This is a genomic window from Shewanella sp. Koi 1, assembly GCF_052907445.1.
In genome coordinates this window covers 1,664,683-1,690,204 of sequence record NZ_JBREJM010000001.1, presented here as the reverse complement: position 1 = coordinate 1,690,204, position 25,522 = coordinate 1,664,683, and the positions used below count along the sequence as shown (strand labels likewise).

The 25,522-nt window shown below is 47.7% G+C and carries 23 protein-coding genes and 1 pseudogene; 8 read left to right on the top strand and 16 right to left on the bottom strand.

Annotated elements, in window-relative coordinates; genetic code table 11:
• Nucleotides 1–12: 12 nt before the first annotated feature.
• The 3 genes from ACUZ8J_RS07395 to ACUZ8J_RS07385 all read right to left on the bottom strand — a co-directional run bounded on the left by ACUZ8J_RS07395 (nt 13) and on the right by ACUZ8J_RS07385 (nt 3,712).
• Nucleotides 13–375, bottom strand: coding sequence for a YajD family HNH nuclease (locus ACUZ8J_RS07395; RefSeq protein ID WP_011717601.1), 363 nt, complete (start codon nt 373–375; stop codon nt 13–15).
• An 88-nt stretch (nt 376–463) separates the two neighbouring features.
• Nucleotides 464–2,440 (bottom strand): BCCT family transporter, encoded by a 1,977-nt coding sequence (locus ACUZ8J_RS07390; protein WP_446693473.1) that lies wholly within the window; start codon nt 2,438–2,440, stop codon nt 464–466.
• A gap of 666 nt (nt 2,441–3,106) precedes the next feature.
• Entirely contained in the window at nt 3,107–3,712 is a 606-nt protein-coding gene (locus ACUZ8J_RS07385) for a DUF502 domain-containing protein (protein WP_011717603.1), read from the bottom strand.
• Nucleotides 3,713–3,873: 161 nt separating this feature from the next.
• Here ACUZ8J_RS07385 and ACUZ8J_RS07380 point away from each other — a divergent pair, with 161 nt between their 5' ends.
• On the top strand, nt 3,874–4,269 hold the full coding sequence (locus tag ACUZ8J_RS07380) for a VOC family protein (protein ID WP_446693472.1): 396 nt from the start codon (nt 3,874–3,876) through the stop codon (nt 4,267–4,269).
• A gap of 52 nt (nt 4,270–4,321) precedes the next feature.
• Here the strand turns inward: ACUZ8J_RS07380 and ACUZ8J_RS07375 are convergent, their stop codons facing one another.
• Nucleotides 4,322–5,221 carry a LysR family transcriptional regulator gene (locus tag ACUZ8J_RS07375; protein WP_446693471.1) on the bottom strand — a complete coding sequence of 300 codons (900 nt, stop codon included), beginning with the start codon at nt 5,219–5,221 and terminating at the stop codon, nt 4,322–4,324.
• 93 nt (nt 5,222–5,314) lie between these two features.
• On the opposite strand from ACUZ8J_RS07375, the gene ACUZ8J_RS07370 reads away from it, so the two are divergent.
• Complete coding sequence (locus ACUZ8J_RS07370; protein WP_446693470.1) at nt 5,315–6,244, top strand: DMT family transporter; 930 nt, start codon at nt 5,315–5,317, stop codon at nt 6,242–6,244.
• Nucleotides 6,245–6,741: 497 nt separating this feature from the next.
• On the top strand, nt 6,742–7,332 hold the full coding sequence (locus ACUZ8J_RS07365) for a hypothetical protein (protein WP_446693469.1): 591 nt from the start codon (nt 6,742–6,744) through the stop codon (nt 7,330–7,332).
• Nucleotides 7,333–7,590: 258 nt separating this feature from the next.
• Here ACUZ8J_RS07365 and ACUZ8J_RS07360 read toward each other — a convergent pair whose 3' ends face one another.
• The 5 genes from ACUZ8J_RS07360 to ACUZ8J_RS07340 form a co-directional block, all read right to left on the bottom strand.
• Nucleotides 7,591–8,673: a DUF3137 domain-containing protein gene (locus ACUZ8J_RS07360; protein ID WP_446693468.1), complete on the bottom strand. Its 1,083-nt coding sequence runs from the start codon at nt 8,671–8,673 to the stop codon at nt 7,591–7,593.
• Between the two features lie 317 nt (nt 8,674–8,990).
• Complete coding sequence (phoU, locus tag ACUZ8J_RS07355) at nt 8,991–9,701, bottom strand: phosphate signaling complex protein PhoU (protein WP_011623309.1); 711 nt, start codon at nt 9,699–9,701, stop codon at nt 8,991–8,993.
• A gap of 127 nt (nt 9,702–9,828) precedes the next feature.
• The gene (gene pstB, locus ACUZ8J_RS07350) at nt 9,829–10,647 is read right to left on the bottom strand and encodes a phosphate ABC transporter ATP-binding protein PstB (RefSeq protein ID WP_011623310.1); all 819 of its coding nucleotides are present in this window, start codon (nt 10,645–10,647) and stop codon (nt 9,829–9,831) included.
• Between the two features lie 33 nt (nt 10,648–10,680).
• The gene (gene pstA, locus ACUZ8J_RS07345; protein WP_011623311.1) at nt 10,681–12,339 is read right to left on the bottom strand and encodes a phosphate ABC transporter permease PstA; all 1,659 of its coding nucleotides are present in this window, start codon (nt 12,337–12,339) and stop codon (nt 10,681–10,683) included.
• A 59-nt stretch (nt 12,340–12,398) separates the two neighbouring features.
• Nucleotides 12,399–14,657 carry an ABC transporter permease subunit gene (locus ACUZ8J_RS07340; protein WP_446693467.1) on the bottom strand — a complete coding sequence of 753 codons (2,259 nt, stop codon included), beginning with the start codon at nt 14,655–14,657 and terminating at the stop codon, nt 12,399–12,401.
• Between the two features lie 199 nt (nt 14,658–14,856).
• Between ACUZ8J_RS07340 and ACUZ8J_RS07335 the strand changes: the two genes are divergently transcribed.
• Nucleotides 14,857–15,357 (top strand): glycine cleavage system protein R, encoded by a 501-nt coding sequence (locus ACUZ8J_RS07335; protein ID WP_011623313.1) that lies wholly within the window; start codon nt 14,857–14,859, stop codon nt 15,355–15,357.
• A gap of 60 nt (nt 15,358–15,417) precedes the next feature.
• On the opposite strand, the gene ACUZ8J_RS07330 is transcribed toward ACUZ8J_RS07335, so the two are convergent.
• Nucleotides 15,418–16,305 (bottom strand): DMT family transporter, encoded by an 888-nt coding sequence (locus ACUZ8J_RS07330; RefSeq protein ID WP_446693466.1) that lies wholly within the window; start codon nt 16,303–16,305, stop codon nt 15,418–15,420.
• A 96-nt stretch (nt 16,306–16,401) separates the two neighbouring features.
• A pseudogene (locus ACUZ8J_RS07325) lies at nt 16,402–16,992 on the bottom strand (alpha/beta hydrolase); the annotation flags it as partial.
• 137 nt (nt 16,993–17,129) lie between these two features.
• On the opposite strand from ACUZ8J_RS07325, the gene ACUZ8J_RS07320 reads away from it, so the two are divergent.
• Nucleotides 17,130–17,954 (top strand): DUF2797 domain-containing protein, encoded by an 825-nt coding sequence (locus ACUZ8J_RS07320; RefSeq protein ID WP_446693465.1) that lies wholly within the window; start codon nt 17,130–17,132, stop codon nt 17,952–17,954.
• Between the two features lie 212 nt (nt 17,955–18,166).
• Here ACUZ8J_RS07320 and ACUZ8J_RS07315 read toward each other — a convergent pair whose 3' ends face one another.
• Both ACUZ8J_RS07315 and ACUZ8J_RS07310 read right to left on the bottom strand, forming a co-directional pair.
• Nucleotides 18,167–18,565, bottom strand: a complete 399-nt coding sequence (locus ACUZ8J_RS07315; protein ID WP_088210697.1) for a VOC family protein — start codon at nt 18,563–18,565, stop codon at nt 18,167–18,169.
• 303 nt (nt 18,566–18,868) lie between these two features.
• Nucleotides 18,869–19,471, bottom strand: coding sequence for a DUF4136 domain-containing protein (locus ACUZ8J_RS07310; RefSeq protein WP_088210696.1), 603 nt, complete (start codon nt 19,469–19,471; stop codon nt 18,869–18,871).
• 308 nt (nt 19,472–19,779) lie between these two features.
• Between ACUZ8J_RS07310 and ACUZ8J_RS07305 the strand changes: the two genes are divergently transcribed.
• Nucleotides 19,780–20,373 (top strand): LysE family translocator, encoded by a 594-nt coding sequence (locus ACUZ8J_RS07305; protein WP_011623319.1) that lies wholly within the window; start codon nt 19,780–19,782, stop codon nt 20,371–20,373.
• A 27-nt stretch (nt 20,374–20,400) separates the two neighbouring features.
• On the top strand, nt 20,401–20,949 hold the full coding sequence (locus tag ACUZ8J_RS07300; protein ID WP_446693464.1) for a DUF1415 domain-containing protein: 549 nt from the start codon (nt 20,401–20,403) through the stop codon (nt 20,947–20,949).
• 75 nt (nt 20,950–21,024) lie between these two features.
• On the opposite strand, the gene ACUZ8J_RS07295 is transcribed toward ACUZ8J_RS07300, so the two are convergent.
• Nucleotides 21,025–21,177, bottom strand: a complete 153-nt coding sequence (locus ACUZ8J_RS07295) for a hypothetical protein (protein WP_446693463.1) — start codon at nt 21,175–21,177, stop codon at nt 21,025–21,027.
• A 266-nt stretch (nt 21,178–21,443) separates the two neighbouring features.
• On the opposite strand from ACUZ8J_RS07295, the gene ACUZ8J_RS07290 reads away from it, so the two are divergent.
• Nucleotides 21,444–23,009: a S8 family serine peptidase gene (locus tag ACUZ8J_RS07290; RefSeq protein WP_279775364.1), complete on the top strand. Its 1,566-nt coding sequence runs from the start codon at nt 21,444–21,446 to the stop codon at nt 23,007–23,009.
• A 91-nt stretch (nt 23,010–23,100) separates the two neighbouring features.
• Here the strand turns inward: ACUZ8J_RS07290 and ACUZ8J_RS07285 are convergent, their stop codons facing one another.
• Nucleotides 23,101–23,931: an SseB family protein gene (locus ACUZ8J_RS07285; protein ID WP_446693462.1), complete on the bottom strand. Its 831-nt coding sequence runs from the start codon at nt 23,929–23,931 to the stop codon at nt 23,101–23,103.
• 244 nt (nt 23,932–24,175) lie between these two features.
• Nucleotides 24,176–25,462: an acetyl-CoA hydrolase/transferase family protein gene (locus ACUZ8J_RS07280; protein ID WP_446693461.1), complete on the bottom strand. Its 1,287-nt coding sequence runs from the start codon at nt 25,460–25,462 to the stop codon at nt 24,176–24,178.
• Between the last annotated feature and the right edge of the window lie 60 nt (nt 25,463–25,522).

Here is a 25,522-nt window from a genome sequence, read left to right as displayed (position 1 = left end):
TTACTTTTATCGCTACTTTTTCATCATCGCCTTTAAATCGGCAAAGGGATTATAGGTCGCCGCCGCTTGCTTGGTTTCGGTGGTGCTACCGTAGCGGATCAGTTCTTCGAAGCGTGAATGTTCATTATCGTGGCAGTAGAGGCACAATAATTCCCAATTAGAACCATCGGATGGGTTGTTATCGTGGTTGTGATCTCTGTGGTGAACCGTCAACTCGCTTAAATTTTTTGAGGTAAATTCGCGGGTACAGCGGCCACAGATCCAAGGATACAATTTGAGCGCCTGCTCGCGGTAACCGCCCTCACGCTTTGCACGGTATTCCCGCTCTTGGGCTAAGACTTGATCTAACTTACTCTGGCCTGGATTTGCTGACATGCTCACACCTAACTGATGACCCCTAAAAAAGTGCCCCAAGGATAATCCGAGTTATTCCTTGGGGCAATATTTCTAACACGCAAAGCGTTTAGGTGACATGCCCTTGGTCGGCATTGGACAAGTGCAAATAATGCAGGTATTTCTCGTATTGGGTAACCACATCCGCCAGTAGCTGCTCTTCGGTATAGCCCATCACATCATAGTGCTGGCCGCCCTGTTCTAAGTACACTTCGGCGCGATAATACCAATTATTGCCCAGCTCTAACTCTTCACCGACGGGATTGACGATTTCAAAGCAGCGCATCCGCACACCATAAACGAAGGGTTGATAGGCTTCATTGCTGATCACCAATCGTACTTTGCCGTCGAGATACTCAAGATCCGCCGTCAGGCCCTTGCTCATAAATTGCTGACACACCTTAGATAACGCTGGTGTCGCGACATTATTGAGGAAGATACGCGCCTCATCTTCGGTGGGATGCGACACTAAAACTTCAATACGCTCCTCCCAGCTGATATTGGTCTTAGCGTATTGCACACTGGTGGTGTGGAGCTGCACGCTGTTGATCTTAAGCCAATCGTCTTTCAGCGCCTTGTATAGCCCTAAACACATCAGCAGCATCACGCATAAAAATGGCATCGCACTGGCAATAGCGGCGGTTTGCAGTGCCTGTAAACCGCCCGCGATGAGGAGTACCGAGGCCACTACGCCCTGCAGCAATGCCCAAAACACCCGTTGCCAGACAGGCGCATTGTTATCGCCTCCCGAGGTCAGGTTATCGATTACTAAGGATCCCGAGTCAGATGAGGTCACAAAAAAGGTCACCACTAAACAAATCCCAATGCCCGACAGGAGATGTGGGAAAGGCATATGTTCAAAAAACACAAACAAAGCCACGGGCACATTAGTATTCACCGCTTCGCTTAGATAGGTCGCGCCTTGATTCATAATGGCATCGATGGCCGAGTTACCAAATACCGTCATCCACAAAAAGGTCAGCGCCGAAGGCACAAATAAAATGCCGACTAAAAACTCACGTATGGTGCGACCGCGACTCACCCGCGCAATAAAGGTGCCGACAAAAGGTGACCACGAAATCCACCAGCCCCAGTAGAGTAGCGTCCAACCGCCAAGCCAGTCTTCCTTATGCTGATAGGCATACAAATTAAATGTTTTATTAACGATATCACTGAGATAACTGCCGGTATTTTGCACAAAGGCTTGCAGCAACATCACGGTTGGGCCAAGAATTAACACAATCAGCAACAGGATAAGGGCCAAGCCTAAGTTAAGCTCACTTAAGCGCTTCACCCCTTTATCGAGCCCTGAAAATACCGACAGAGTGGCGAGTAAGGTAATGCCAATAATCAGTGACACTTGCACTGTAGTGTTATTCGGCAACTGCTCGAATAAATAGCTTAGGCCCGAGTTAACCTGCAATACCCCAAAGCCTAGGGAAGTCGCGACCCCGAACATTGTCCCCAATACCGCAAAGGTATCGACGCAGTGGCCAATCGGGCCGTGGATACGCTCACCGATTAAGGGATAGAGTGCGCTGCGGGGTAACAAGGGCAACTTATGCCGATAGGCAAAATAGGCCAAGCTCAGGGCAACCACCCCGTAAATCGCCCACGCATGTATGCCCCAGTGGAAGAAAGTGATCTTCATGGCTTCTTTGGCGGCGGCCAAGGTCTCAGGCGTTGCATCGGGCGGCGCTAAATAATGCATCACGGGTTCGGCGACGCCGAAGAACATCAATCCAATCCCCATCCCCGCCGAAAACAGCATAGCAATCCAGCTCTTATAGCTATAATCGGGCACAGCATGGTCGGGGCCGAGCTTAATGTCGCCAAAGCGACTGACCATGACAAAGATGATAAAAATCAGAAAAATCGCCACACCAAGGATATATAACCAGCCCGCTTTGGCTTCTAGCCACGACTGCATGGATTTGAAAAAGTGATTGGCCTCGGTCGGCCAAATGGCGCAGATCATCACCATTAAGGTGATAAAAAAGACCGACGAATAAAAAACCGGTGGATTTATACTCGACTTTATAGACATAAAACTCCCTTGTATCAGGCAATTCCTATTGAAACCCCTTCAATTTTGAAGAGATAGCACAATAATAGATAACTCTTGCCTCAGCAGTATGTGATCAGGATGAAATATGCACAAATAATCCATGACAAGGACTCGCGATCGGCAATGCCTTGTGATGTCATACTCATGTTGGAACACTTCCTCACCTTAGCCTGTTTGCTCGGCGCTTTTACGCAATAGCAAAGTCAGTAACCGTTTGCTCGATAAACAGCTAAACCGCAGTTGTACAATGCGCTTTAAGAACCAGCCGCCCTCTCAAAGGCAACGAGCATAAACACCATGCGACCGAATCGCAGGGTTTAACCTTCATGGCGACATAATGCATGTAAGCGGTTCGATATTAATGATATCGAGGATGAGGAATGCAAAGCGCGATTAGCGGCTAACGGTTAACCAGTAGCAAATAACCGGTAATAAATAACGATTCGGCCTTGCTTAAGCCTTACTGAGACGCCTTCGAACAGAGACCACATGCTGTCGAGAACTGACTCAATAGAGACACAGATAATGCTAAACAGTATCCACTGAATTAGCATAAAAAATGGCAACCTATTAAGTCGCCACCGGATTGTATCACAAAAATGTATCTATTTGACGCAAAAAACTAACTCAAAAATCAAAGCCAACTTATTCAGCTTTAGTTTTTACCGTTGCCGCGCCCGGCGTTTGCGAAATCCCCGCGGTTAAATTGAAGCGCATCGCCTCTTCAAAAGACCAATCCACTAAAATCAAATCTTCACGTTTAACTAAGCTAGTGACCCCCGCCATTTGGTAACTGAGTTGGAATAACACAGGCACCCAATCCCCTTCGGGTAAGGCATCGAGCAATGGTTGCGGCGGTGTATCCGTCATAATAAAACCCACCACAAACCCGCCATTGGCCTGTTTAACCAACACGGTTTGCTGAGTATTGGGTTTACCCTCACGGTTCATTAAGGAAGCGATATCACGAATACTGCCATAAACAGATTTAAACAGCGGAAAACGCATCAGCTGACGTTCAATCCAGCCATAGAGCCACACAATAGGGCTCACCGAAAACAACAGGCCCACCGCAAACACTATGGCCACGACTAAGATAAAGCCCGCGCCGACAAAATGTTGGTTAATCCCTACCAACTCTAAAATAAAAATCCCTAAACCATCTAACGATACAAACAATGACCAAAACAACCACAGGCTTAACGCCATCGGCAGCAGGTTCATCAAACCACGGGCTAAGGTTTTCTTCATTACAATCTCATCAAATCCAATGGGATAAAAAAAGGCATAAATTATTTACGCTAAAAAGCGCGTTAAATGCTACCACAGAGTCACTTTTGCACCAGCACTTGATGTAAGGTAAGGCGCAGAGAAAACCAATAACAAACCGCTACGGCATCGAGGGAAAGAATATGCGCGTGACCCGCCTAGACCATTTAGTGTTAACCGTGAAAGATATCGAGGCCAGCGTCGACTTTTATCAACGCGTGTTAGGGATGAAAAAGTCCGTATTTGGTCAGGGCCGAATCGCCTTAAGTTTTGGCGATCAAAAAATCAATCTTCACCAAGCAGGCGCCGAATTTGAACCTAAGGCAAACCTTGCCACGCCCGGCAGTGCCGATCTCTGCTTTGTGGTCAGCCACAATATCGAAGAAGTGATCAGCCACTTAAACACCCTTGAAGTTGCGATTATTGAAGGCCCAGTACTGCGCACTGGCGCCACAGGCCGCATCAACTCAGTGTATATCCGTGACCCCGATTTGAATCTATTGGAATTATCCGAATATCTGCCCGCCTGCGCGCTGTGACCTCAACGCGCTCAAATGTCGGTGTACCTTAGCAGGCGGGATAAAGCGAGCTCTACTTAAGAGTCCTACTTAAGTGCAATTTTACAAACTCGATAAACAACCGCACCCGCATGGGGAGGTGGTCGCGGTCCCGATATAGCATGGATAAAGTACGGGCTTTGCTACTCCAGTCAGGGAGAACATGATTCACTTCCCCCTGCGCTATCATAGGTAGCGCAAAATAATCCGGCACGTATCCGATACCTATTCCTGTTTTGATGGCGTGGGTTAGTAGCATCAGCTCATCTACCTCCAGCCTGCCCCCCTTGTTCGGGTGATAATCAAACTCTTCGCCAGTGGTTTTGTGCACCAATTGCCAAGGTATCATAGGGCGACAAATGATGGTTGGGTGACCGCATAACTTATCTGGTGAAGTGATGCTCGATATGTCGTAGTCAGGGTGAGAGCACAAAATAAAGTGAATCTGTTTTAACGGTCTAGCAATCCAGTTTTCCACCACTGGATTGCCCACTCTAAACGCCACATCCATGCCTTCCGCTTCAATATCGATAAGCGAGTTTGAAAAGCTCAAATCCAACTGAATATCGGGATATTGCAGCAGAAAATCATAAAAAATCGACCGCAGGAAATGAGTGCCTGAGTTGATGGGCGCGGAAATACGGATTTTCCCCTGTGGCTGGTACTTATCCCGATGCAAGTCTTCATCAATATTATTGAGTTCATCAAACAAGGCTACTGAGCGCTCAAAATACTGCTCACCAATGCTGGTTAATATGACGCGGTGAGCGTCTCGATTGAGCAATCTTAATTGCAAATCGGTCTCTAGCCGGCGGATACGACGACTCAAAGTGGAGAGCGGCATACCTAAGGATTGGGCGGCCTCCTTAAAACTCCCTGAGCGTGCCACAGCACAAAAACAGCGCAGATCGTCCAACGAATAGTTAGGTTTCATTATTGGTATTTACCGTCTTACTTTTGCTTGTTTATCCAATTATTGAAATCAATACACTAAGGCTCAGTATTTGACAAGTCATCTGGAGTGGCGATGAAATCTGATCCAACGATAAAAGCAGTTATCCTGCTGATTATCTGCACCTTCTTTTGGGGAAGTTGCTTTCCCATTGGTAAACAAGTGTTAAGCGAAGTGCATGCCTTGACCTTAGTGTTCTGGCGCTTTGTGATTGCCGCGGCCTGTCTCGCTATCTACCTCAAGCTCGTCCGCATGCCAAAATTGCACTTAAGCATCAATCAATGGCTGTGGATTATTTTGGTCAGCGCGGTAGGAATAGGCGGACTTAACCTTGGCCTGTTTACGGGATTAGCGTCAACGAATGCGACGAACGGCTCATTAATCATGGCCCTTAGCCCGCTGATCACATCATTAATCGCCTGTGTTGCCCTGCGTACTCTGCCATCGTTTGCCCAGTGCTTTAGTTTGCTGGTGAGCCTGACTGGCGTGCTGATGGTGATCACCAATGGGCACCTTGAAACCCTCTTCTCAATGCAGATAAACCACGGAGATAAATTAATATTTGGCGGCATGCTGGCCTGGAGTTTTTACACCTATTTCAGCCAAGGTATCAGCCGCTGGATGCCAGTCATCCCTTATACCTTTATCGGCATGTTGAGTGGCGCCGCCGTGCTTGGCGCTTTATGTTTGGCCTCGCCAGAGGTGCATCCCTTCGCAGAGCTAGTAAATAGTTCTGCGTTAGGCATGGCTGAAGTGGTCTATATCGGCGTATTTGGTACGGTGGCGGGCTATTTGTTGTGGTTAAATGGTGTGCGTCAGTTAGGCTCAGCCAACGCATCACTGTTTTTTAACTTTGTCCCCATCTTCTCCGTATTAACCTCGTTTATGCTCGGCCAAGCCGTTACCGAGTTGCAACTGTTAGGGATTATCGTGGTTATCGCAGGCTTACTACTACCACGAATTGTACGGTTTAAGCGCGAACCCAAAGTGTGCCCTGAATCCTAGCGAATCCTCAAATAACATAATCAAGGCGGGAAGTTTCCCGCCTTTATTATTGGCTTTTGCGCATCGGATAAGTCATTTCAGCTATTGGGCTGTTTTGCCCCCCCAAAAAAGAGTTTCAACTAGCGATTTTATTCAAATGAGTCCACTCAAATTACCCTAGAAATTCTCAATGATAATCCTGTTTTAATCTTACCTTGTATGCGGCTAACCATGTATGACTATGGTTTTTCACTGTTATAGGTGATTTTAAGGTTGAACAATGCACATTAACTTCGCACAAATAAATCAAAGTATATTAAATTCAATAAATTACATAAACAAGGGCATATTAATCGTTCTGAAAAACACACATGTTCTTTTTTCAATATGGTACATTTAATGAAAAGCTGATAAGTTCTTTGCATACAAATAGTTAATTGTGCATATTTTCACAGTTCTAACGTGATTAACGCACATACACACTAGTAAAATGTTAACACTACACCTCAAGAATGCTTATGAACTTAAGAATAATATTTTCAATTCTAATCTCTTTATTTATTTGCGGCTGCGCAATGACCGGAAGACCCAATCTTCCGGTAGATATATCTTCAAATGATTTAAATAGAGATGGGTATGCTCTGATTGTGGGCTCGTTGTCTAGGCGCAATGCAGCGGCTATATATGATCGTTGGGGAATAAACATTAGAAAAGTGGATTCTGAAAAATTTTTTGAATTCAATATTGAAGGTAAAGCATCTACTACAGCACCGTTTATAGCGTATGACTTCGACTATCGAGAGAGTAAATATTCTGGAAATATATTCGCCTATCTTGTTCCTGCGGGGACGTATGAAATCTACAACTACACGCTATTTCAGACGCGAGGCGAATTCTATCGACATTGGAGTCCCGAAGATAATTTGTCAATTACTTTTTCAGTAAAAGAAAACTCAATAAACTATATAGGTGAGTTCGCTGCCACAGAAAATTATGACTGGAACATTTTTGAAAACAAAAATAGAGATATTCCTATGCTTAGGAAAAAATATCCCAATTTGGATTGGTCAGATGTGGTTACCAGAATACCTGATAAAAGGAACTTTTGATTAAATTATAAAACTGGACACCCAGCGTTAATAACAAGGAGGTTTATATGCCGCGCGCTCACCGCCCTCTGATAAGTTTTGAACAGCTCACGTTATATCCGAACCTAGCGATGAGGCTCAAGTGATGACTAGCATTGCGCTGGCGAATCTTCTGTCCAATGACTCAAATAATCATCGGCGTGATAAAGAACAATACTTGCTGTTTCATCCTCTGTATAAAACTATGCGAATAGATAACCGCTCAGCACACTATTATCGTTAACTCGCTAATGTCTCCATCCTCGCATGCATTTTTTGTACTGCCACATTTTGTGCCGCGAGATAATCAAGTTTTAGCTGCTTGATAATGCTAGTGATGAGGACCAGCTCCTGCTGTAATAATGGGATCTTTGACATATCCTGTGTGGGCAAGTTGATGTCCACATTATCAAATAAATTACCAAAATAGCTCGCCATAATAAGCACTGTATTATTTTTAAACTCTATGCTTATCCCTGAACCTCGTGCAGTTTTCCGGAATAATTGCTCCAACTCAACCAATCGTTCCATCACTGCGGGTGACAATAAATAACGCGCATAATGTTGATCGTGTGAATACACTTCAAACATGGCCTCAAAGGTGACACTTTCTAGTTTAACTCTGGGTTGCTTGATGCCTGAAATAGCATTCCCCAGGGAACCATAGTCTTGGCTAACAATGGTGTGAGATTCAAAATGAAAGGGCATAGAGATAATCACCACCCCACCCTTAAATTGAATTTTATCCGACTTGCTTCCACGGGATTTTAAGGTTAACTCGCAAAACTCGAAGCTAACATCTTCTACCTTGCCGCGAATATGGTCTTCAGCTTCTTTCTTGCTAAAACTGGGCATAAGTTCAAAATCAGCCACGGCATCCAGATTGACACAGGAATCTGGGCTATATTGGTAATCCCCTAATTTATCGAGTAAAACAGATAAAATTTTATTCTTATAATGGCGCTTAAATTGTATTTCAGGCAACTGAACCCACATTAAGATGCCTGCGAGAACAATCAAGCTCAGAATGCTTGGGTCACTATTTGAGGCTAACGACATCAAATCAACAACCAGCGCAGGCAAGCACAGGAGCCAGCCTAACCGCTTGGCCCATTTCTTCCGAGAAAGTTTCGTTTCAAGTTTTTCAATTCGATAAGCTTCTAGCGGCTCGAGTAGTTGCAACAGTGCCGCTTTCGCCTCTTCTGATATCGGCGGTAATTCGGGTCGAGGGAAATCTGCGGGTAAATTCGCTTCCACTATATGATTGCGAATACTTTTCAGGGCTTCGAACCCCTGCTTTAAAGAATACAACAATTGGCTCATCTACTTATCCCTGTAATCGCCGATACAGCACCCATTCCATTGTGCTGTTTCTACTCTCGAGTGTCGGTTAACGCCGAGATTAACCTATAGCGAGTGTCAGATTAAACAAAGGGTTATTTATTGTAAATAACAAATTTCAAACAACGATTTTATGCAAAAAGATAAACTTGCTAATTGGTAACCCCTCTTATAGGTCAGAGGCGTAAACCAAACTTATTGTCTGACTTACAGTTCACTTTATCCCCCCAAAGAAACACAAAAAAACGCTCTGCGGTTAGGCAGAGCGTTTGTGGATAAAGCCCTGTGATAAAAGGCGTTTAGTCCTTTAAATCCTTTTCCATATCTTCGTAGGAAGTATGGCGAACGTCTTTACCTTTCACGTAGTAAATAATGTATTCGCAGATATTTTTACAACGGTCGCCGACACGCTCAACCGCACGGGCAGCCCAGAGTACGTCTAATACATCGGGGATTGAGCGTGGGTCTTCCATCATGTAGGTCATTAATTGACGGATAATGCCTTCGTATTCACGGTCGAGCTTGGCATCTTCTTTGTGAAGTTCCAGCGCCGAATCAGCATCCATACGGGCTAAGGCATCGAGCGTTGCGTGCAGCATACGAATCGCATGGCGGCCCATATTTTCAATGCTGACTAATAGCGGTTGCTGATTATTCAAACGCTTATCTAATGCGGCCTTGGCAATACGCACGCAGGCGTCACCGATACGTTCAAGATCGGCAATCGATTTTGAAATCGCGATGATCAGACGTAAGTCGCTCGCCGCTGGTTGGCGTTTGGCGATAATGCGGGTGCATTCTTCATCAATCGAGACTTCCATGCCATTCACTTTGTGATCGCCAGTGATCACCTTTTGCGCTAATTCAGCATCTAAGGTGCTTAAGGCGTCGATGGCTTGCTCTAACTGACGCTCAACCAAGCCACCCATGGCGAGTACACGGTTACGGATATCATCTAACTCGGCGTTAAATTGCCCAGAGATATGTTTGTTTAAATTCATATTTTCCATTTGGCCAACCTTTTACTCAACTGTATCAACGCCTAGATGGAGTTTGCAATGCTTAACTCAGTTCTAGGCGGTGGCTTATTTCGTTTATCGCTTATCACTCACATCACCACTACCAAAGGCAAGATGATTAACCATAACGGCCGGTAATGTAATCTTCGGTCTTACGTTTTTTCGGTGTGGTGAAAATGGTGTTGGTATCGGCGTATTCCACCAATTCGCCCATATACATAAAGGCCGTTTGATCCGACACCCGCGCCGCCTGTTGCATGTTGTGGGTAACGATAACCACTGTGTACTTAGTCTTAAGCTCAGTGATCAGCTCTTCGATGGTTAAGGTTGAAATTGGGTCGAGGGCCGAAGTGGGTTCGTCGAGCAGTAATACTTCGGGCTCGATGGCAATCGCACGGGCAATCACCAGACGTTGCTGCTGACCACCGGATAAGCCAAAGGCGTTATCGTGCAGACGGTCTTTCACTTCATCCCAAATCGCCGCGCCGCGTAGCGAACGCTCGGCCGCTTCGTCGAGTTCACGGCGGTTGTTAATGCCCTGCAGACGCAGACCATAAACCACGTTTTCGTAAATCGACTTAGGGAATGGGTTAGGACGCTGGAACACCATACCTACGTTGCGGCGCAGGGCGGCAACGTCGATTTTTTTGTCATAAATATTTTGACCGTGCAGTAAAATCTCGCCGTCGATATGGCAGTTGTCGACCAGATCGTTCATGCGGTTAATGCAGCGCAATAAGGTGGATTTACCACAACCGCTGGGGCCGATAAACGCCGTAACTTGCTTCTTCGGGATCTTCATCGACACATTAAACAGCGCTTGCTTGTCGCCATAGCGCAGGTCTAAGTTGCGGATCTCCAGTGCGGTATCGTTCTGGCTCAAGTTTGCTAAGTCAAAGTTGTTGGTTTTCATGGCTGTCGAATCTATAGAAATCATATTCAGTCCTAATACTTTCAGGATAATCGCTGATTAATGCTCAAGCGAACGATATTTTTCACGTAAGTGGTTACGCACACTAATCGCGGTTAAGTTCAGTGCCACAATCACTGTTACCAGCAAGAAGGAGGTGGCGTATACCAGAGGACGTGCCGCTTCAACGTTAGGACTCTGGAAGCCCACATCATAAATATGGAACCCTAAGTGCATGAATTTACGTTCTAAATGCACGAACGGGAAGTTTAAATCCAGTGGCAATGTCGGTGCTAATTTCACTACACCCACCAGCATTAACGGTGCCACCTCACCCGCAGCGCGGGCCACGGCTAAAATCAGACCCGTCATAATCGCAGGGCTTGCCATCGGGATCACAATCCGCCACAGGGTTTCGGCCTTAGTCGCGCCCAGTGCCAAACTGCCTTGACGCACTGCGCTAGGAATACGGCTTAAGCCTTCTTCGGTCGATACAATCACCACTGGCAGGGTGAGAATCGCTAATGTCAGCGCCGACCAAATCACCCCTGGTGAACCAAAGGTGGGTGACGGTAAGGCTTCGGCGTAAAACAGTTGGTCAATCGAGCCACCCATCATGTATACGAAAAACCCTAAACCAAACACCCCGTACACAATCGATGGCACACCCGCTAAGTTGATTACCGCAATGCGGATCATCTTAGTGATTGGGCCTTTTTTGGCATATTCATGCAGGTAGATTGCGGCAATCACTCCAAATGGCGTCACGATAATCGCCATCAACAGCACCATAAACACGGTACCGAAAATCGCAGGGAACACGCCGCCTTCGGTGTTGGCTTCGCGTGGGTCATCGCTGACAAAGCGGCCAAGCCCGACAAACCATTTGCCGATTTTACCCATCAAGCCTAAGTGGTTGACGTAGGTGACATCGAGAACCGAATCCAGCTTAAGTTCAACCTCAACACCACGCATATCGCGCACGATAACAGAGTCGCGAGCCGCTTCATCACGCAGGGCAAACAGCTCTTTTTCAAGCACATGGTATTCTTTTTGGAGCGCTTCCTTCGCGGCCGCTAACTCCAGCTTACGGCTATCGGTCAGCTCACCATCTAACTCGTAACGGCGCTCTTTTAAACGCAGTTTCTCGATGTTGTAGTTAATCGCACCAATATCTTGTTTTTGCAGTGATAACGCTTTGTCAGACAGGGCAACGGCACGATCGATATGCTCCATTAAGGAGGATTCAAGCGCATCGTTTTTCAACTCTAAGCGTTTACCGTTTTCAATTACGGCCACAGGGTAGCCATAAAAGTTACCGTTTTTAGCACGCTCGAGCATGGCCACATCGGCAGGCTCGCTACGGCTGATAATGTCTGTTGCTAAAATCCAACGGAAATCTAAGCCCACAAACTCACGGTTACCGGTTTTCACTAAGTAACGCGTCACAAACTCACCGGGTGGCTGTTTAAACACGTGGCCCGCGGCGGTTAAGCGTTCGGTCGGCACTTCTTCCCTATCGTAAATCTCACCGATTAAGGTTGAACGCGCGCCTGTGTTATCTTCGAGTTCCCATTGATAAATCGTTGCAGGCCAAAAGTAGCTTAATCCGCGCCATGCAATGAGCAGTAACAGGCCTAATACTGCAATCAAACTGATGCTCACCGCGCCACCTGTCATCCAAATCCATGGCGAGCCTGATTTTACCCACTTACCCATTGCACAAACCTCTCAAGGTCATTGGCGAAATAGTATTTAGTATCATTATCTTATCTCCATTACAGCGAGCTATAGCGGTCACGCAGACGCTGTCTTACCACTTCGGCAATCGTGTTAAAGAAGAAGGTAAATACGAACAGAACGAAGGCCGCGAGGAACAGCACACGGTAGTGCGAGCTGCCAATCGCCGACTCTGGCATTTCCACCGCGATGTTAGCCGCCAGCGTACGCATACCTTCAAACACGCTCCATTCCATGATGGCGGTGTTACCCGTTGCCATCAGTACGATCATGGTTTCACCCACAGCGCGGCCAAGACCCATCATGACCGCAGAGAAAATCCCTGGGCTTGCGGTCAACAGCACAACACGTGTCAGGGTTTGCCAAGGCGTCGCGCCCAGCGCCAAACTGCCGTTGGATAAATGGCGTGGCACAGAGAAAATCGCGTCTTCGGCAATCGAGAAAATCGTTGGAATAACCGCAAAGCCCATGGCGATACCTACTACCAGCGCGTTACGTTGGTCGAAGGTGATGCCTAATTCGTTAGTGATAAATTGACGAGTGTTGCCATCAAACAGCGCCACTTCGATCATCGGGCTGATGGCAAAGGAGAACCAACCCACAAAGCAGATAACCGGAATGAGCATCAGCTCTTGATAGACTTCAGGCAGACGTTGTTTCCAAGTGCCGGGTAATTTGCTCCAAGAGTACGCCGACACCAGAATCGCCGTCGGCAGCAGTACCAGCAGCACTAAGATGCCCGGTAGATGTTCTTCAATCAGCGGTGCTAACCAAAGTCCGGCGAGGAAACCTAAGATAACCGTAGGTAAGGCTTCCATGATTTCAATCGTTGGCTTAACAATGCCGCGCACCTTTGGCGACATAAAGTAAGCAGTGTAGATGGCGCCCGCAATCGCTAATGGCACGGCGAACAGCATGGCGTAGAACGCCGCCTTCATGGTGCCGTAGGCCAATGGCATTAAGCTGAGTTTGGCTTCAAAGTCATCGCTACCCGAGGTGGATTGCCACACAAACTTAGGCTCAGGGTAACCTTCGTACCACACCTTATTCCACAGCGCGCTCCAAGACACTTCTGGGTGCGAGTTTTCCACGTGGAAGATATTCAGTTGCTTGTTCGCTTCAACCACTAGACCGTTAGAACGCGGGCTAAAGCCCATCACGCCTGGGTTTTTAAGGTCAAACTTTTCATCAAACAGTTCGCGCTCACTGGTGGTGTACAGGAGTGATAACTCACCCTCTGGGCTCACCACGGCAAAGCTTTTACGGTAGAACTCAGAGGCAATCGAGGCCACTGGGGCTAAGTCGGTAAACTCACGGATCTCTTTGTATAAACGGCCTTTTGGACCATTCACTTGGAAGTACTGGGTCACCACACCTGAGTCGTAGCTCACCAGAATCGAGCTGGCACCGGCAAGTAAGGCAATGTTGTTAACCTTAGACTTTTCCTTTTCCGCATCAATGACCTGCATTAAATCCAGGCTTTCAATATCACGGATATTGTAGATAAACACCTTGTTGCCCATTTGCAGCATCAATTGGCGTTGGTCTGGCGTCATCAATTGGTGTGCAACTTTTTTAGGTGCATCGGGCAGTAGTGCGCCCGTGGTGGTCCATTCCACCTCTTCGGTCATCATGTTTTCTTGACCTTCGAGACGGCTTAAACGCCAAGCACCATTATCATCTTGGTAGGCGAAGCTGATTTTATCGTTGCTGTAACTAAAGGCTAAATGATGGATAGCGCTGCCCGATTCATCGATAGTGATCGGCGCTTCACCCGCGCTGTAACGCAGTTTTGGGGTAATAAGGCGCTTGTTGTTAGGGTAACTTAAGCCAAACTCAATCCCTACGATTAAGGCTTGACCGTTACTTAACCCCAGTGCGAAGCGTTGCTCACTCGGCGCGGCAATCGCGGCGCTGGTTACGCTCACACCCGCAGGTAATGGCGGTGTAAAACTGGAGAGTAAACTGCCATCGGCAACAGTGTAGAAATCCACTTGGCCATCGGCGGCCACGCGATACATAACCTCATTTTGCTCGTCGGCACCGACCATCAGGGTCGCGACTTCAGCATGTTGATAACTCACGCTTTTAACGGGAGTCACATCTGCGCTGTCGAAAATGGGTTTAATCACGTACAGCAAATAGAAGAAGATCAACAATAAGGCGACAAACACCATAGTGCCGCCAATCGTGACCCCAATTTGAGCCGCTTTATCCTTAAATGCCCTGCGACTTGAACGTCCGCCTTTCAGCATACTTTGCGGCGCAGAACCAGGTTGAATGACCTGACTTTCCATTAAGAACCTCTATTATTAAAGCCTGTGAGTTTTTTCGCTAGGAATTGCGAAATGCTATGCTTACACTGTTTGAGCATAAACTGAGCAATAACAACACCCTTCATTCTAAGTGCGTTGAATTATATGACGCAAAGATGACAGTTGTGTTACACCCGATTTTAAAACAGGTGCCTTTTACAAAAAATAGGAGTCAGTCGCCATGCTACGATATTTAATCACGCTTCAAGCACCTGATAGAAAAGGATTAGTCGAGCAAATCGCCCACGCCGTGAGTCGCCATGGCGGTAACTGGTTAGACTCAGAGTTGCGCCATATCGACGGGATCTTTGCCGCCATATTGTTACTCGAGGTGCCCTCCCTGAAAATGGACGAGCTGATTGAAGCCTTGGAATGTATCGACGGCCTCACCCTCACCTATTCAAAAACCTCGGTCGCCCTCAAACCCGTTAAGCGGCTCACCTACAGCCTAGTGTCCTACGACAGACCCGGATTAGTGCTGGATATTTCCAATCGCATCACCGCACTTGGTATCAATATCGAACAGTTTAGCAGCCAGTTTGAGACCGCAGGCCATACCGGTATCGCCCTGTTTCGCGCCACCATTGGCTTAGGTTTAACTGACCTCGCCCAAGAGGAACAACTGGTGCAGTCCCTCTACTCCCTCGGTGATGACTTAGTGCTGGATAAACTCAGCCGTTAACCTTCAATCCCTTCAACAAAAAACGCCGCGGGCACTCACTGCGGCGTTTTTTATGGCGAGTTAACTGACTTTCTGGTGCCGAGACTTAATTAAATAGCGCAGCGGCACTTGGGAAATCAACATCCCCAGCAGCATCAAGCCGCACCCAAACAAGGCGCGCAGTCCTAAGCTTTCCCCAAGGAATACAATACCGCCGATGGCGGCAAACACTGTTTCTAGACTCAAAATAATCGCTGCGTGCGCAGGATGAGCATGCTTTTGCGCCAGCACCTGCAAAGTGTAGGCAATACCGACTGAAATCAGCCCCGCGTAGGCCAGTGAGCCCCAAGCTGCAATCACCTTATCGACAGTCGTCACCTCAATGGCCGCCGACACCAGTAGGCTTAATACGCCGCACACCAAAAATTGCATCATGGCGAGTAACACGGGCGAAATCCGCTTGGCAAAATGATCCACCGCCAAAATATGCATCGCCCAAAACAGTGCGCCAATCAATTGCAGCGTATCGCCATAACCGAGGTGAAAGCCGTCTTTAATGCTTAAAAAATACAGCCCCACCACGGCGATACCACAGCCTACCCAGGTATTTGCGCCGGTAGCATGTTTCAGGGCTAAGCCCAATATCGGCACTAACACGATATAAAGCCCAGTGATAAAGCCCGCATTGGCGGCCGTGGTATAAAGCAGTCCTACCTGTTGTAGCGATGCGCCAGCAAATAACAGTCCGCCCACCGCAACACAACCAATGGCAAAATCTTTGGGCGTGCCGAGATGAATTTTACCCTGCCGAGCCAAGTACCACACCAGAGGAACGAGTGACACAGTACCAATTAAGAAACGTAGCCCGTTGAATGCAAAGGGCGATAAATGCTCCATTCCCAAGGTTTGGGCGACAAAACCAAAGCCCCAAATGGCGGCGGCGAGCAGGAGTAAAAAATTGGCTGGCAAGATACAGTCTCTATGATTAAAAAGGATGACAAGATTACCCAGATGCTGGGCGCTTGTCCAAATATGTTGCGATACTGTTAGCTTTTACGCCAAGCCCTACTGACGAGTCTTGCGTTGTAGGCTGTTGGCCTGACTCAAGATTTCATTTAAAAACACTGAGTCGGATTGCTTTGCCAACTGCACCGCTTTGTTGGAAGCCTCAATCGCCAGAGCGGTTTGACCATCAAGATCGTAGGCGGTTGTTAAGCTATCCCAAAGCACCTCAGACATAGGAAACACCTTTGTCCCCTCCTGTAAAATCTCCACGCCCCACGCCGTTTTTTGCTCATAACTGGCCTTGAGGCCATAGACATTATATTGCTGGGCAGAGAGCGGAAACTCATAGCCGAAGACCGCCGTTTGCTGACGATAGAACTGTTTTAATTCCTTTAGCGGCATCACCGCGACTTCGGGCACCGCATTCCAGCCCGCAAACAGCGTCTTTAACGCCTCAACATTGCCGATAAGCGGGGTACTGTCATGGGTTTCTTCGGGGAATCGTATATCAAACCATCGCAACATTTGGGCCGAAGGAGACTTCACTGATGGGCTGTTACCCAAGGTATTTTGCAATTGGGTGATTTGGGCTGCAAAGGCGCTGGCCATCTCGTTGGGTTCACTGGCGATACTCAAAAACCAACGCATGGGGTCAGGCTCTCAATCGAGAATTCCTATCTAAACTCGGCGGGATAATCTTGTATACTGCACACCACGCAATGACGAATGCATAAGTGCGCTGGATGTCTTACCAAACCCAGTGACACCATAAAAAACTAGGAATACCTATGTTAGGAACGCTAAAAAAGCTGCGCGCACACTTAGATGAGGCGCAACAAGTACAGTATCAACTGGTTGTTGGCGACGAGTTGCTGCCACTGAATCCCTTAATTGGCAAGCCATTGACCCTGACCCACACGGGTAACATCTTCTGTTGTAACTGCGGTAAAAAGACCAAAAAGAGCTATTCGCAAGGCCATTGCTTTGTGTGTATGCAAAAGCTCGCCAGTTGCGATATGTGCATTATGAAGCCCGAAACCTGTCACTTTGACCAAGGTACTTGCCGCGAGCCAGAGTGGGCGCAAAGCCATTGTTTTGTGCCGCATTATGTTTATCTATCCAATACTTCAGGCATCAAAGTCGGCATCACTCGCCACACACAATTGCCTACTCGCTGGATAGATCAGGGCGCGACTCAAGGTTTACCGATTTTTAAAGCGTCCACACGACAAATCTCGGGTCTAGTGGAAGTGGAGTTAGCCAAACTCATCAACGATAAAACCCACTGGCAAACCATGCTTAAGGGCCACGCCGACGATATCGATTTAAATGCTAAGGCGGCGGAACTGATCCCGCAAATTGAGGCTAAGTTGCACGAAATCGGCATGCAAAAAGGCGATTACAGTATCGAGCGTTTAGATGAAACGATTCAGTCGATTCACTATCCCATCGACACCTTTCCGAAGAAGATCACTTCCCACAACTTCGATAAAAATGAGGTGGTAAGCGGGATTTTACAGGGGATTAAAGGTCAGTATCTGATCTTCGATACCGGCGTGATTAACATTCGTAAATTCACGGCCTATGAAGTGAGTGTAGGGTTAACTGACTAAGATCAGGTAAAACTCTCGTCAATTGAGTGTGTTGAGCGCCGCTATGGCAGTCAGCACACTTATTGCTCTTATTGCAAAACCGTGAGATGAGCCAAGTGAAGCGGCTAGATAGCTTGATTTGGCATAGAAGCGTTGTGCAAAGCTTAAGAGCCTCACGCAACGCGCGCTATTATTGGACAAGCTTGGTTTAGAGGAATGTGCAAGAGGATGCCCTAACCCACTTGCGCTGCCATATGAACAAGTTCCCAGATATGTCCATCGGGATCTTCAAACGCGTGACCGTACATAAATCCTTGATCCTGCGCTTGACGATAGGCTTTGCCGCCATGTTGCTCCGCGAGCTTAACCAGTTGGTCGACACGTTCCCGACTGTCGCAGTCTAGACAATTGAGCACTTCTGTCGTGGTGCGGGCATCGGCAATCGCCTTATCGGTAAAGCCAGCGAAAAAAGGCTTCGCCAGCAGCATCACATAAATATTGTCGGCAATCACCACGCAAGCAGCCTGCTCATTGCTGTATTGCTCATTGATACCAAATCCTAAGCCAGCGTAAAAAGCCCGAGATTGTTGAACACTTTCAACCGCTAAATTAACAAAGATACTCTGTGCCATCATAATCTCCCTTTAAAAATCCTCTGCGGACGTCACATCCTGTCCTGTAAAAATACCTGTAACTGTAAATAGCTCAGAGAACAGTCTAGCCAATCATTGCGGCATCCTAAACCTCTATTCCCACAAGAGCATAAGGCGAGTATCTTACTCGCCTTATGAGGATACCTTATGACAGTGACCTTAAGCTTTCAGCCTTAAGCCTGTCAGTTTATAACCTTCTCCTTATAGCTATCTGTTTATAACCATCTGTTTTTAGCTATCTGTTTATATGAGTCAGTTTGCAACCGAGCTGGGATAACCGCACTATTGCACCGCATGGGTGACGGGCAGCGATAACAGCATTTCATCGATTAAACCATCGAAGCGGGCCTTAACTTCATCCATATCTTTAATGTTGGCAAAGCCTTGGGCAAGGACTCGCCAGACCATTTCTGTGGGTTGGCCTGCGACTCCCGTCGGCTTAAAAAAGCTAATCAGCACTGAGCCTTTATCGTACTTTTTAGGATCAACACCTTGGTTTGACAACCCCGGCACTAGGCCTGCGGCGGCGAGTATCTGCTCGTCCGACATTTGTGTGCCCATGGCAACGCCAAAGCCGACTTGAAAATCAGCAAGCTGCGGATCTTCGACCCAGCGATACCCTTTTGTCAGCAGCACTTTTTTCAGCGTATCTTGCATATGTTGCTGCACTTGCTGTTTATCGAGCCGACTGTCAACAAAGATCTTCTGTAGGGTGGGATGCCAGGTATAGGTCATGGCACTCGGCGGTAATAGGCTCAAATCCCCCGAAGTCACAATCGTGGTTCGCAGCGCCTGCGAATCATCCACACTCACACAGGCCGTCAACGCGGCCAAACTGATGGTTAATAGCGTCAATAAACGCCCAATGGTTTGTGATAAATACATGCTCTTTCCTTTATTGCGATTTTTACAGCTTAAGGATAGTTGCTATTTCTCAGACTGAAAGTCGATATGCATCATAGTGTTAAATCATGGTCATCGACAAGGATTGCGGCAAAATAGCACAAAGGCACTCAACTCCGGCCAATACGTTATGATTTGTTACTTTATAAAGCCCGCAGGGCGTATAGGCGCCGCCCAATTTACCCGCTAGAATGCCTCGCCTAGCGTCCGTACCGACTCGTGCCACTAGGCGACAAATTCAGTCACAATCACAATGCAAAAAACGACAACAAAAGGTGTGAAATAGATCTATGGAGTTAATACTCGCTATCGCGTTGTTTGCCTTCTCATCGGGGATCACCCCAGGGCCTAACAACATTATGCTGATGACCTCTGGGGTCAACTTTGGCGTTAAACGCAGTATTCCGCATCTGATGGGGATTAGCCTTGGCTTTCCCACTATGATCCTCGCCATCGGCCTAGGCTTAAGCGCCCTATTTCAAGCCTACCCGATAATCCACCAAGTGATTAAAGTGATTGGGATTGTGTATCTCCTTTACCTGTCTTGGCTGATTGCCAACAGCAGTAGCAAGATGGAGGGCAAGAGCATCGCTAAACCCTTTAGCTTTCTGCAAGCCGCCGCATTTCAATGGGTTAACCCAAAAGGCTGGATTATGGCGGTGGGCGCGATTGCTACTTTTACCTCGGTGCAACAGGATCTCACACCGCAAGTGGTCACTATCGCCACAGTGTTTTTATGCGTCGCCTTTCCCTGCGCCGTGGTCTGGCTTGGGTTTGGTGTGGCGCTTAAACGTATTTTGAAAAATGAGCGCCAGCAGAAGATCTTTAATATCACTATGGCCATCTTGCTTGTGGCGTCTATCATCCCTATGATCGCCCCCTAATTTTGGCCGTAAGAGTTAAGCACTAGCATGAATGAGATAGATCTGATCATTGAACAAACCGATAACTGGGTGAAAAAAGTGATCATGAAATACAATATTTGCCCCTTCGCCAGACGTGAGGTCGAGCGCGGCAGTATTCGCTATCTCGTTGTTGAACAAACCAAAGTCAAGCTAGTGCTTAAGGCATTGATTGAAGAATGCCAATATCTAGATGCCCATCCCGAAGCCGAAACCACGCTGTTTATTCTGCCGCGGGGTTTTGAGGGCTTTTACACTTACCTCGATCTCGTCGATATGGCGAACGACGCCTTATTCGACAACGACTATGAAGGCGTGTATCAACTCGCGCATTTTCATCCCGACTATTGCTTCGAGGATGAACCACAGGACTCGGCCGCCAATTTTACCAACCGCGCCCCCTACCCAACCCTGCATATTATTCGCGAGGCCAGTATGGAGTTAGCCCTTGCTAACTACAACGACCCCGAATCAATTCCCGAGCGCAATATTCAATTTTGTGAGCGTAAAGGCAGCGATTTTTTTATTAAATTACTCGCAGAGTGCATGGGGAAATAGCTTTTATTTCAAATCTATAAACTCAACAACGTCTAAACATAAGCATTGAGAAAGGTCGCACCGCTTTACACCCAATCACAGGATTTCTACGCTCCATTTCTCATTGCCATAGCGACGATTCTTATAGCTATCGATACGCCATTCATCGGCCTTTTTAAGGACGATAAACAGATACTCATCTTCGAAGTGAGTGTTGGTTTTGATTTCTGCCAGCATAGATAAAAACATAGTGATAATTCATTATCTTAGAGTGAATGAGCCAATCTATTCTCCTCAACATAGCTTGGCTGTTAACGCTACCATGATTGTCATTCTTTGTTTACAGCTCAAAATGTTTACAAATTGCTACCTTTGTTATTTATTTGTTAAAAGCAAATTCCTGTGTTAGGTTGAAATCGCCTAAGTCAGCAGACGCCCGTCTGTCCATAGGAGCGCAAGTAGATGCTCCGTGTCGCTTAGGTCTTACAACCTTGATAACAAATGGAGCAAGCACAATGAAATTAACCAAAATCGCGAGTGCCGTTATTGCCTTATCTGTGGGCGTTATTGCCCAAGCCCATGCCGACGATAATCGTTATGTCATCCAAGTCGAAGCGGGTCATGCAGGCATTGTGAAGGCACTGGCTAAAAAATTAGGTGCTGAAATCAATCTTGAAGGGGATGAATTTATTGCAGCGACTTTTACCGGTAAAGATCTCGCCCAAGTAAAAGGCCTGCTGAACAATCCACATATCACCCTGATTGAAGAAGACGTTCGCCGGCATCCTATGGCGCTGTATAACGACGATGCGGGCAATCCAATGACCCAGCAAGTCACGCCCTATGCGGTATATCAATCCCATGCCAACGAAGTGACCTTTAACCCAAATGCGGGCATGAAGGTGTGTATTATTGACTCTGGTTTAGATAGCTCAAACCCTGACTTTAACTGGAACAACATCACAGGCGACAACGACCCAGGCACGGGTAACTGGTTCCAAAATGGTGGCCCACACGGCACTCACGTGGCGGGTACTATTGGTGCGGCAGACAACAATATCGGTGTAGTCGGTATGGCGCCTGGCGTACCTATGCACATCGTAAAAGTATTCAACGCATCGGGCTGGGGTTACTCCTCTGACTTAGCCTATGCTGCCAACAAATGTAGCAATGCTGGCGCTAAGATCATCAGCATGAGCTTAGGTGGCGGCGCAGCTAACAATACTGAAAAGAATGCCTTCGACGCCTTTACTGCGGCGGGTGGTTTAGTGGTCGCGGCTGCGGGTAACGACGGTAACTCAGTACGCTCTTATCCAGCAGGTTACCCATCGGTAATGATGATCGGTGCTAACGATGCCAACAATAAGATTGCCGACTTCTCCCAATACCCAAGCTGCGTGAGCGGTCGTGGTAAAAAAGCCGTCAACGATGATGGCATCTGTGTTGAAGTTACCGCAGGCGGTGTCGATACCCTATCAACCTACCCTGCAGGCATGGCAACGGCCTCAACCTTAACCGCCGATGGCGCGACAGTCGCATCATCTGCAATGGAAAACCCAGGTTCAGCCACAGGAAATACCTACTTTATGGGCACGGCTCAAGCCGTGGATTCTGGCGCGAACGGTAAGATTTGTGTTATCGATCGCGGCGTGATTTCCTTCCACGATAAAGTACTTAACTGCGAAAACTCAGGCGGTGTCGGCGCAATCGTAATCAACAACGTCGCGGGCATGCTCTACGGCACTTTGGGTGATACCAACGCCACCACCATTCCAGCAGTTGGCGCTGCATTTGAAGATAGAGCTAGCCTAATCGCGGCACAAAACGCAACGGTTTCAATCGATTCGGTTGACTACGGCTTTATGAGCGGTACTTCAATGGCGACACCAGCAGTATCGGGTATGGCGGCACTGGTATGGTCTAACCATTCACAATGTACTGGTACACAAATCCGTAATGCACTCAAAGCAACAGCAATGGATGCGGGCACTGTGGGTAAGGATAACTACTTCGGTTATGGTATCGTCAACGCGAAAGCGGCCGATGCTTACCTCACCACCTATGGCTGCTCTGGCAAATAGTATTTAGCCAAGATAATCAGCCAAGCTAATCAGCCAAGGTAATCCCAATAAAAAACCAGCACTTGTGCTGGTTTTTTATTATCGACTGGGTTTACTTAAACCACCCTTTAATACTGCTCAGCAGTGAGCGGCTGTAAAAAGGCGCGCTCTTGGCTTGGCAAAATGTAGCAATAGGCTCGACGCTGTCGCCATGTAAATGATGCACCTTGATAGGCCAGCTGTCCTGCCCCAGTTGACGCTCGAGCAACTTCACATCGCCACGAATACGATTAATATCCTCTGAGTTTTCAGCGGGTAATTGGATCACTAGGCTTAAGGCATGGTCCGACGTACTTCGAATAAAATCCAAGCGTGACGATTCCAACAGATAGGCCTTCTCGACGGCTTTATAGTTCGCGAGCAACGCTTTGAGCTGGGCGAAATGCGGATACTCATGGGGCTCGATATTGCCAAATAACGAGAGCGCGCCCCTGTGCTCCACCAACTCAAGCTGTGATGACAGCATCAAGCGTACTTCATGTGCATCTAAGGATTTCGACATATTGCTGTTAGGGTTCAGCGCCATATCGCTCCCCGATTGTAGCAACACTTGGAGCAGCGTCTCGGCATCGAGCGTCATCACCCCATGGTGCGCAGTGCCTTCGCTCTTCATCAATTCGATGGCCTTATCGACGGCGGTTTGAGATGTGAAAATCGGCGTAAAAGGATGATCACTGCCATCCTCGAGGGGGACATACCACTGGGTGATGCCGATAGCCATCGCACCTTCACCCGCCTCGGGCGCCTCAGTGCTACTCTCACTCAAGATAAACAGGGTTGATTGGCTAAGTTGTTGATAAAACTCGGCCGCATACAGATTGTCTTGGAGGGCCTTCACAAAAATTTGTTCGAGTGGGGTTGTCGCTTCTAGGGTGTACAACATTGGCAAACTTCCTGTTATTAAGCGGTTCAGTCCTTTACTATCAAAGAGTTAAAAATAATTTTTAGCCATTCGATTCACACTGACCAGATTAAATCGCGTGGGCATGGTAAAACATTGAGGGCGTCGAATCGAGCAAAACATCCCACAATTGGCATCAAAGCAGGCACTTAGTACTGTACCGAGCCTACGCAGTCGCAAACTCGGCACTCACTGACTGGGCAATTAGGGACAAGGCAAGGATTGATTAGAGACTTAATCCCCACACCTCGAAGGCATCGCGGCAAAGCTGCTCACGAAAATCTGGATGAGCGATATTGATCAGCGCCTGCGCCCGCTCGCGCAGGGAGCGACCACGCAGGTTCGCCGCGCCATACTCGGTCACTATGTAATGCACATGGGCACGCGTCGTTACCACCCCAGCACCGGGCGATAGCACAGGAGCAATGCGGGAAATCTTGCCGCCCGAGGCGGTACTTGGCAAGGCAATCACAGAGCGGCCGCCTTCAGATAACCCCGCGCCGCGAATAAAGTCCATCTGCCCGCCAACACCCGAATAAATCTTAGTGCCTATTGAATCGGCGCAAACTTGGCCCGAAAGGTCGACCTGCAGCGCCGAGTTAATCGCCATCACATTAGGGTTTTTACGGATAATAGAGGTATCGTTCACCTGCTCGATATCCATAAAAATGACCGCAGGATTATCATCCACATAGTCGTATAACTTCTGGCTTCCTAAGGCGAAACCTGTGACCAGTTTTCCGGGGTAAAAACGTTTCTTGCTGTTGTTAATCACGCCCTTTTCGACCAGCTGCAAAATCCCGTCGGAAAATAGTTCGGTATGCACGCCTAAGTCTTTGTGTTCGGTCAGACAAGACAACACCGCATCGGGAATCGCGCCAATGCCCATCTGCAAACAATCGCCATCGCGCACTAACTCGGCCACATTTTTACCTATTGCCAAACTCACGGCATCGCCGGTGGCAAAGGCATGGATGGGCAAACTCGCGCTCTGTTCATACACGGCGGCAAAACGGTCGATATGAATAAAACCATCGCCGTGGGTGCGGGGCATTTGCGGATTGATATGGGCGATGATTTTACCCGCCACTTGGCAGGCAGCTAAGGTAGCCTCTACCGAAATGCCTAAGGAACACATACCGTGTTTATCGGGCGGCGACACTTGGATAATCGCGGTATCAATTTTTTGCTCGCCGGAGCGAAATAACTTAGGCACTTCCGAGAGGAAAATCGGCACGTAATCCGCATCACCACTTTGCAATAATGGCCGAGTCGGCACCCCGCCGAAGAAACAGCGATGGCGCAGATGACCACGCAGATCGGGATGACTTAAAGACTCGGCGCCTTCGGTATGTAGCTGTAATAAGGTGAGATTTTCAAGGGTGAGCGCATGTTTTGCCAGCGCATCTAATAAGACTCTGGGGGTCGCCCCCATGGAATGGGTCCACAGGGTTTCGCCACTTTGAATGAGCGATACCGCTTCAAGGGCACTTTGACACACAATCGCAGGCATACAGAATTCCTTCGCTTAGCTGATCCCCATTCCTTTGCGCATGTTGTGGCGAGGATGCGC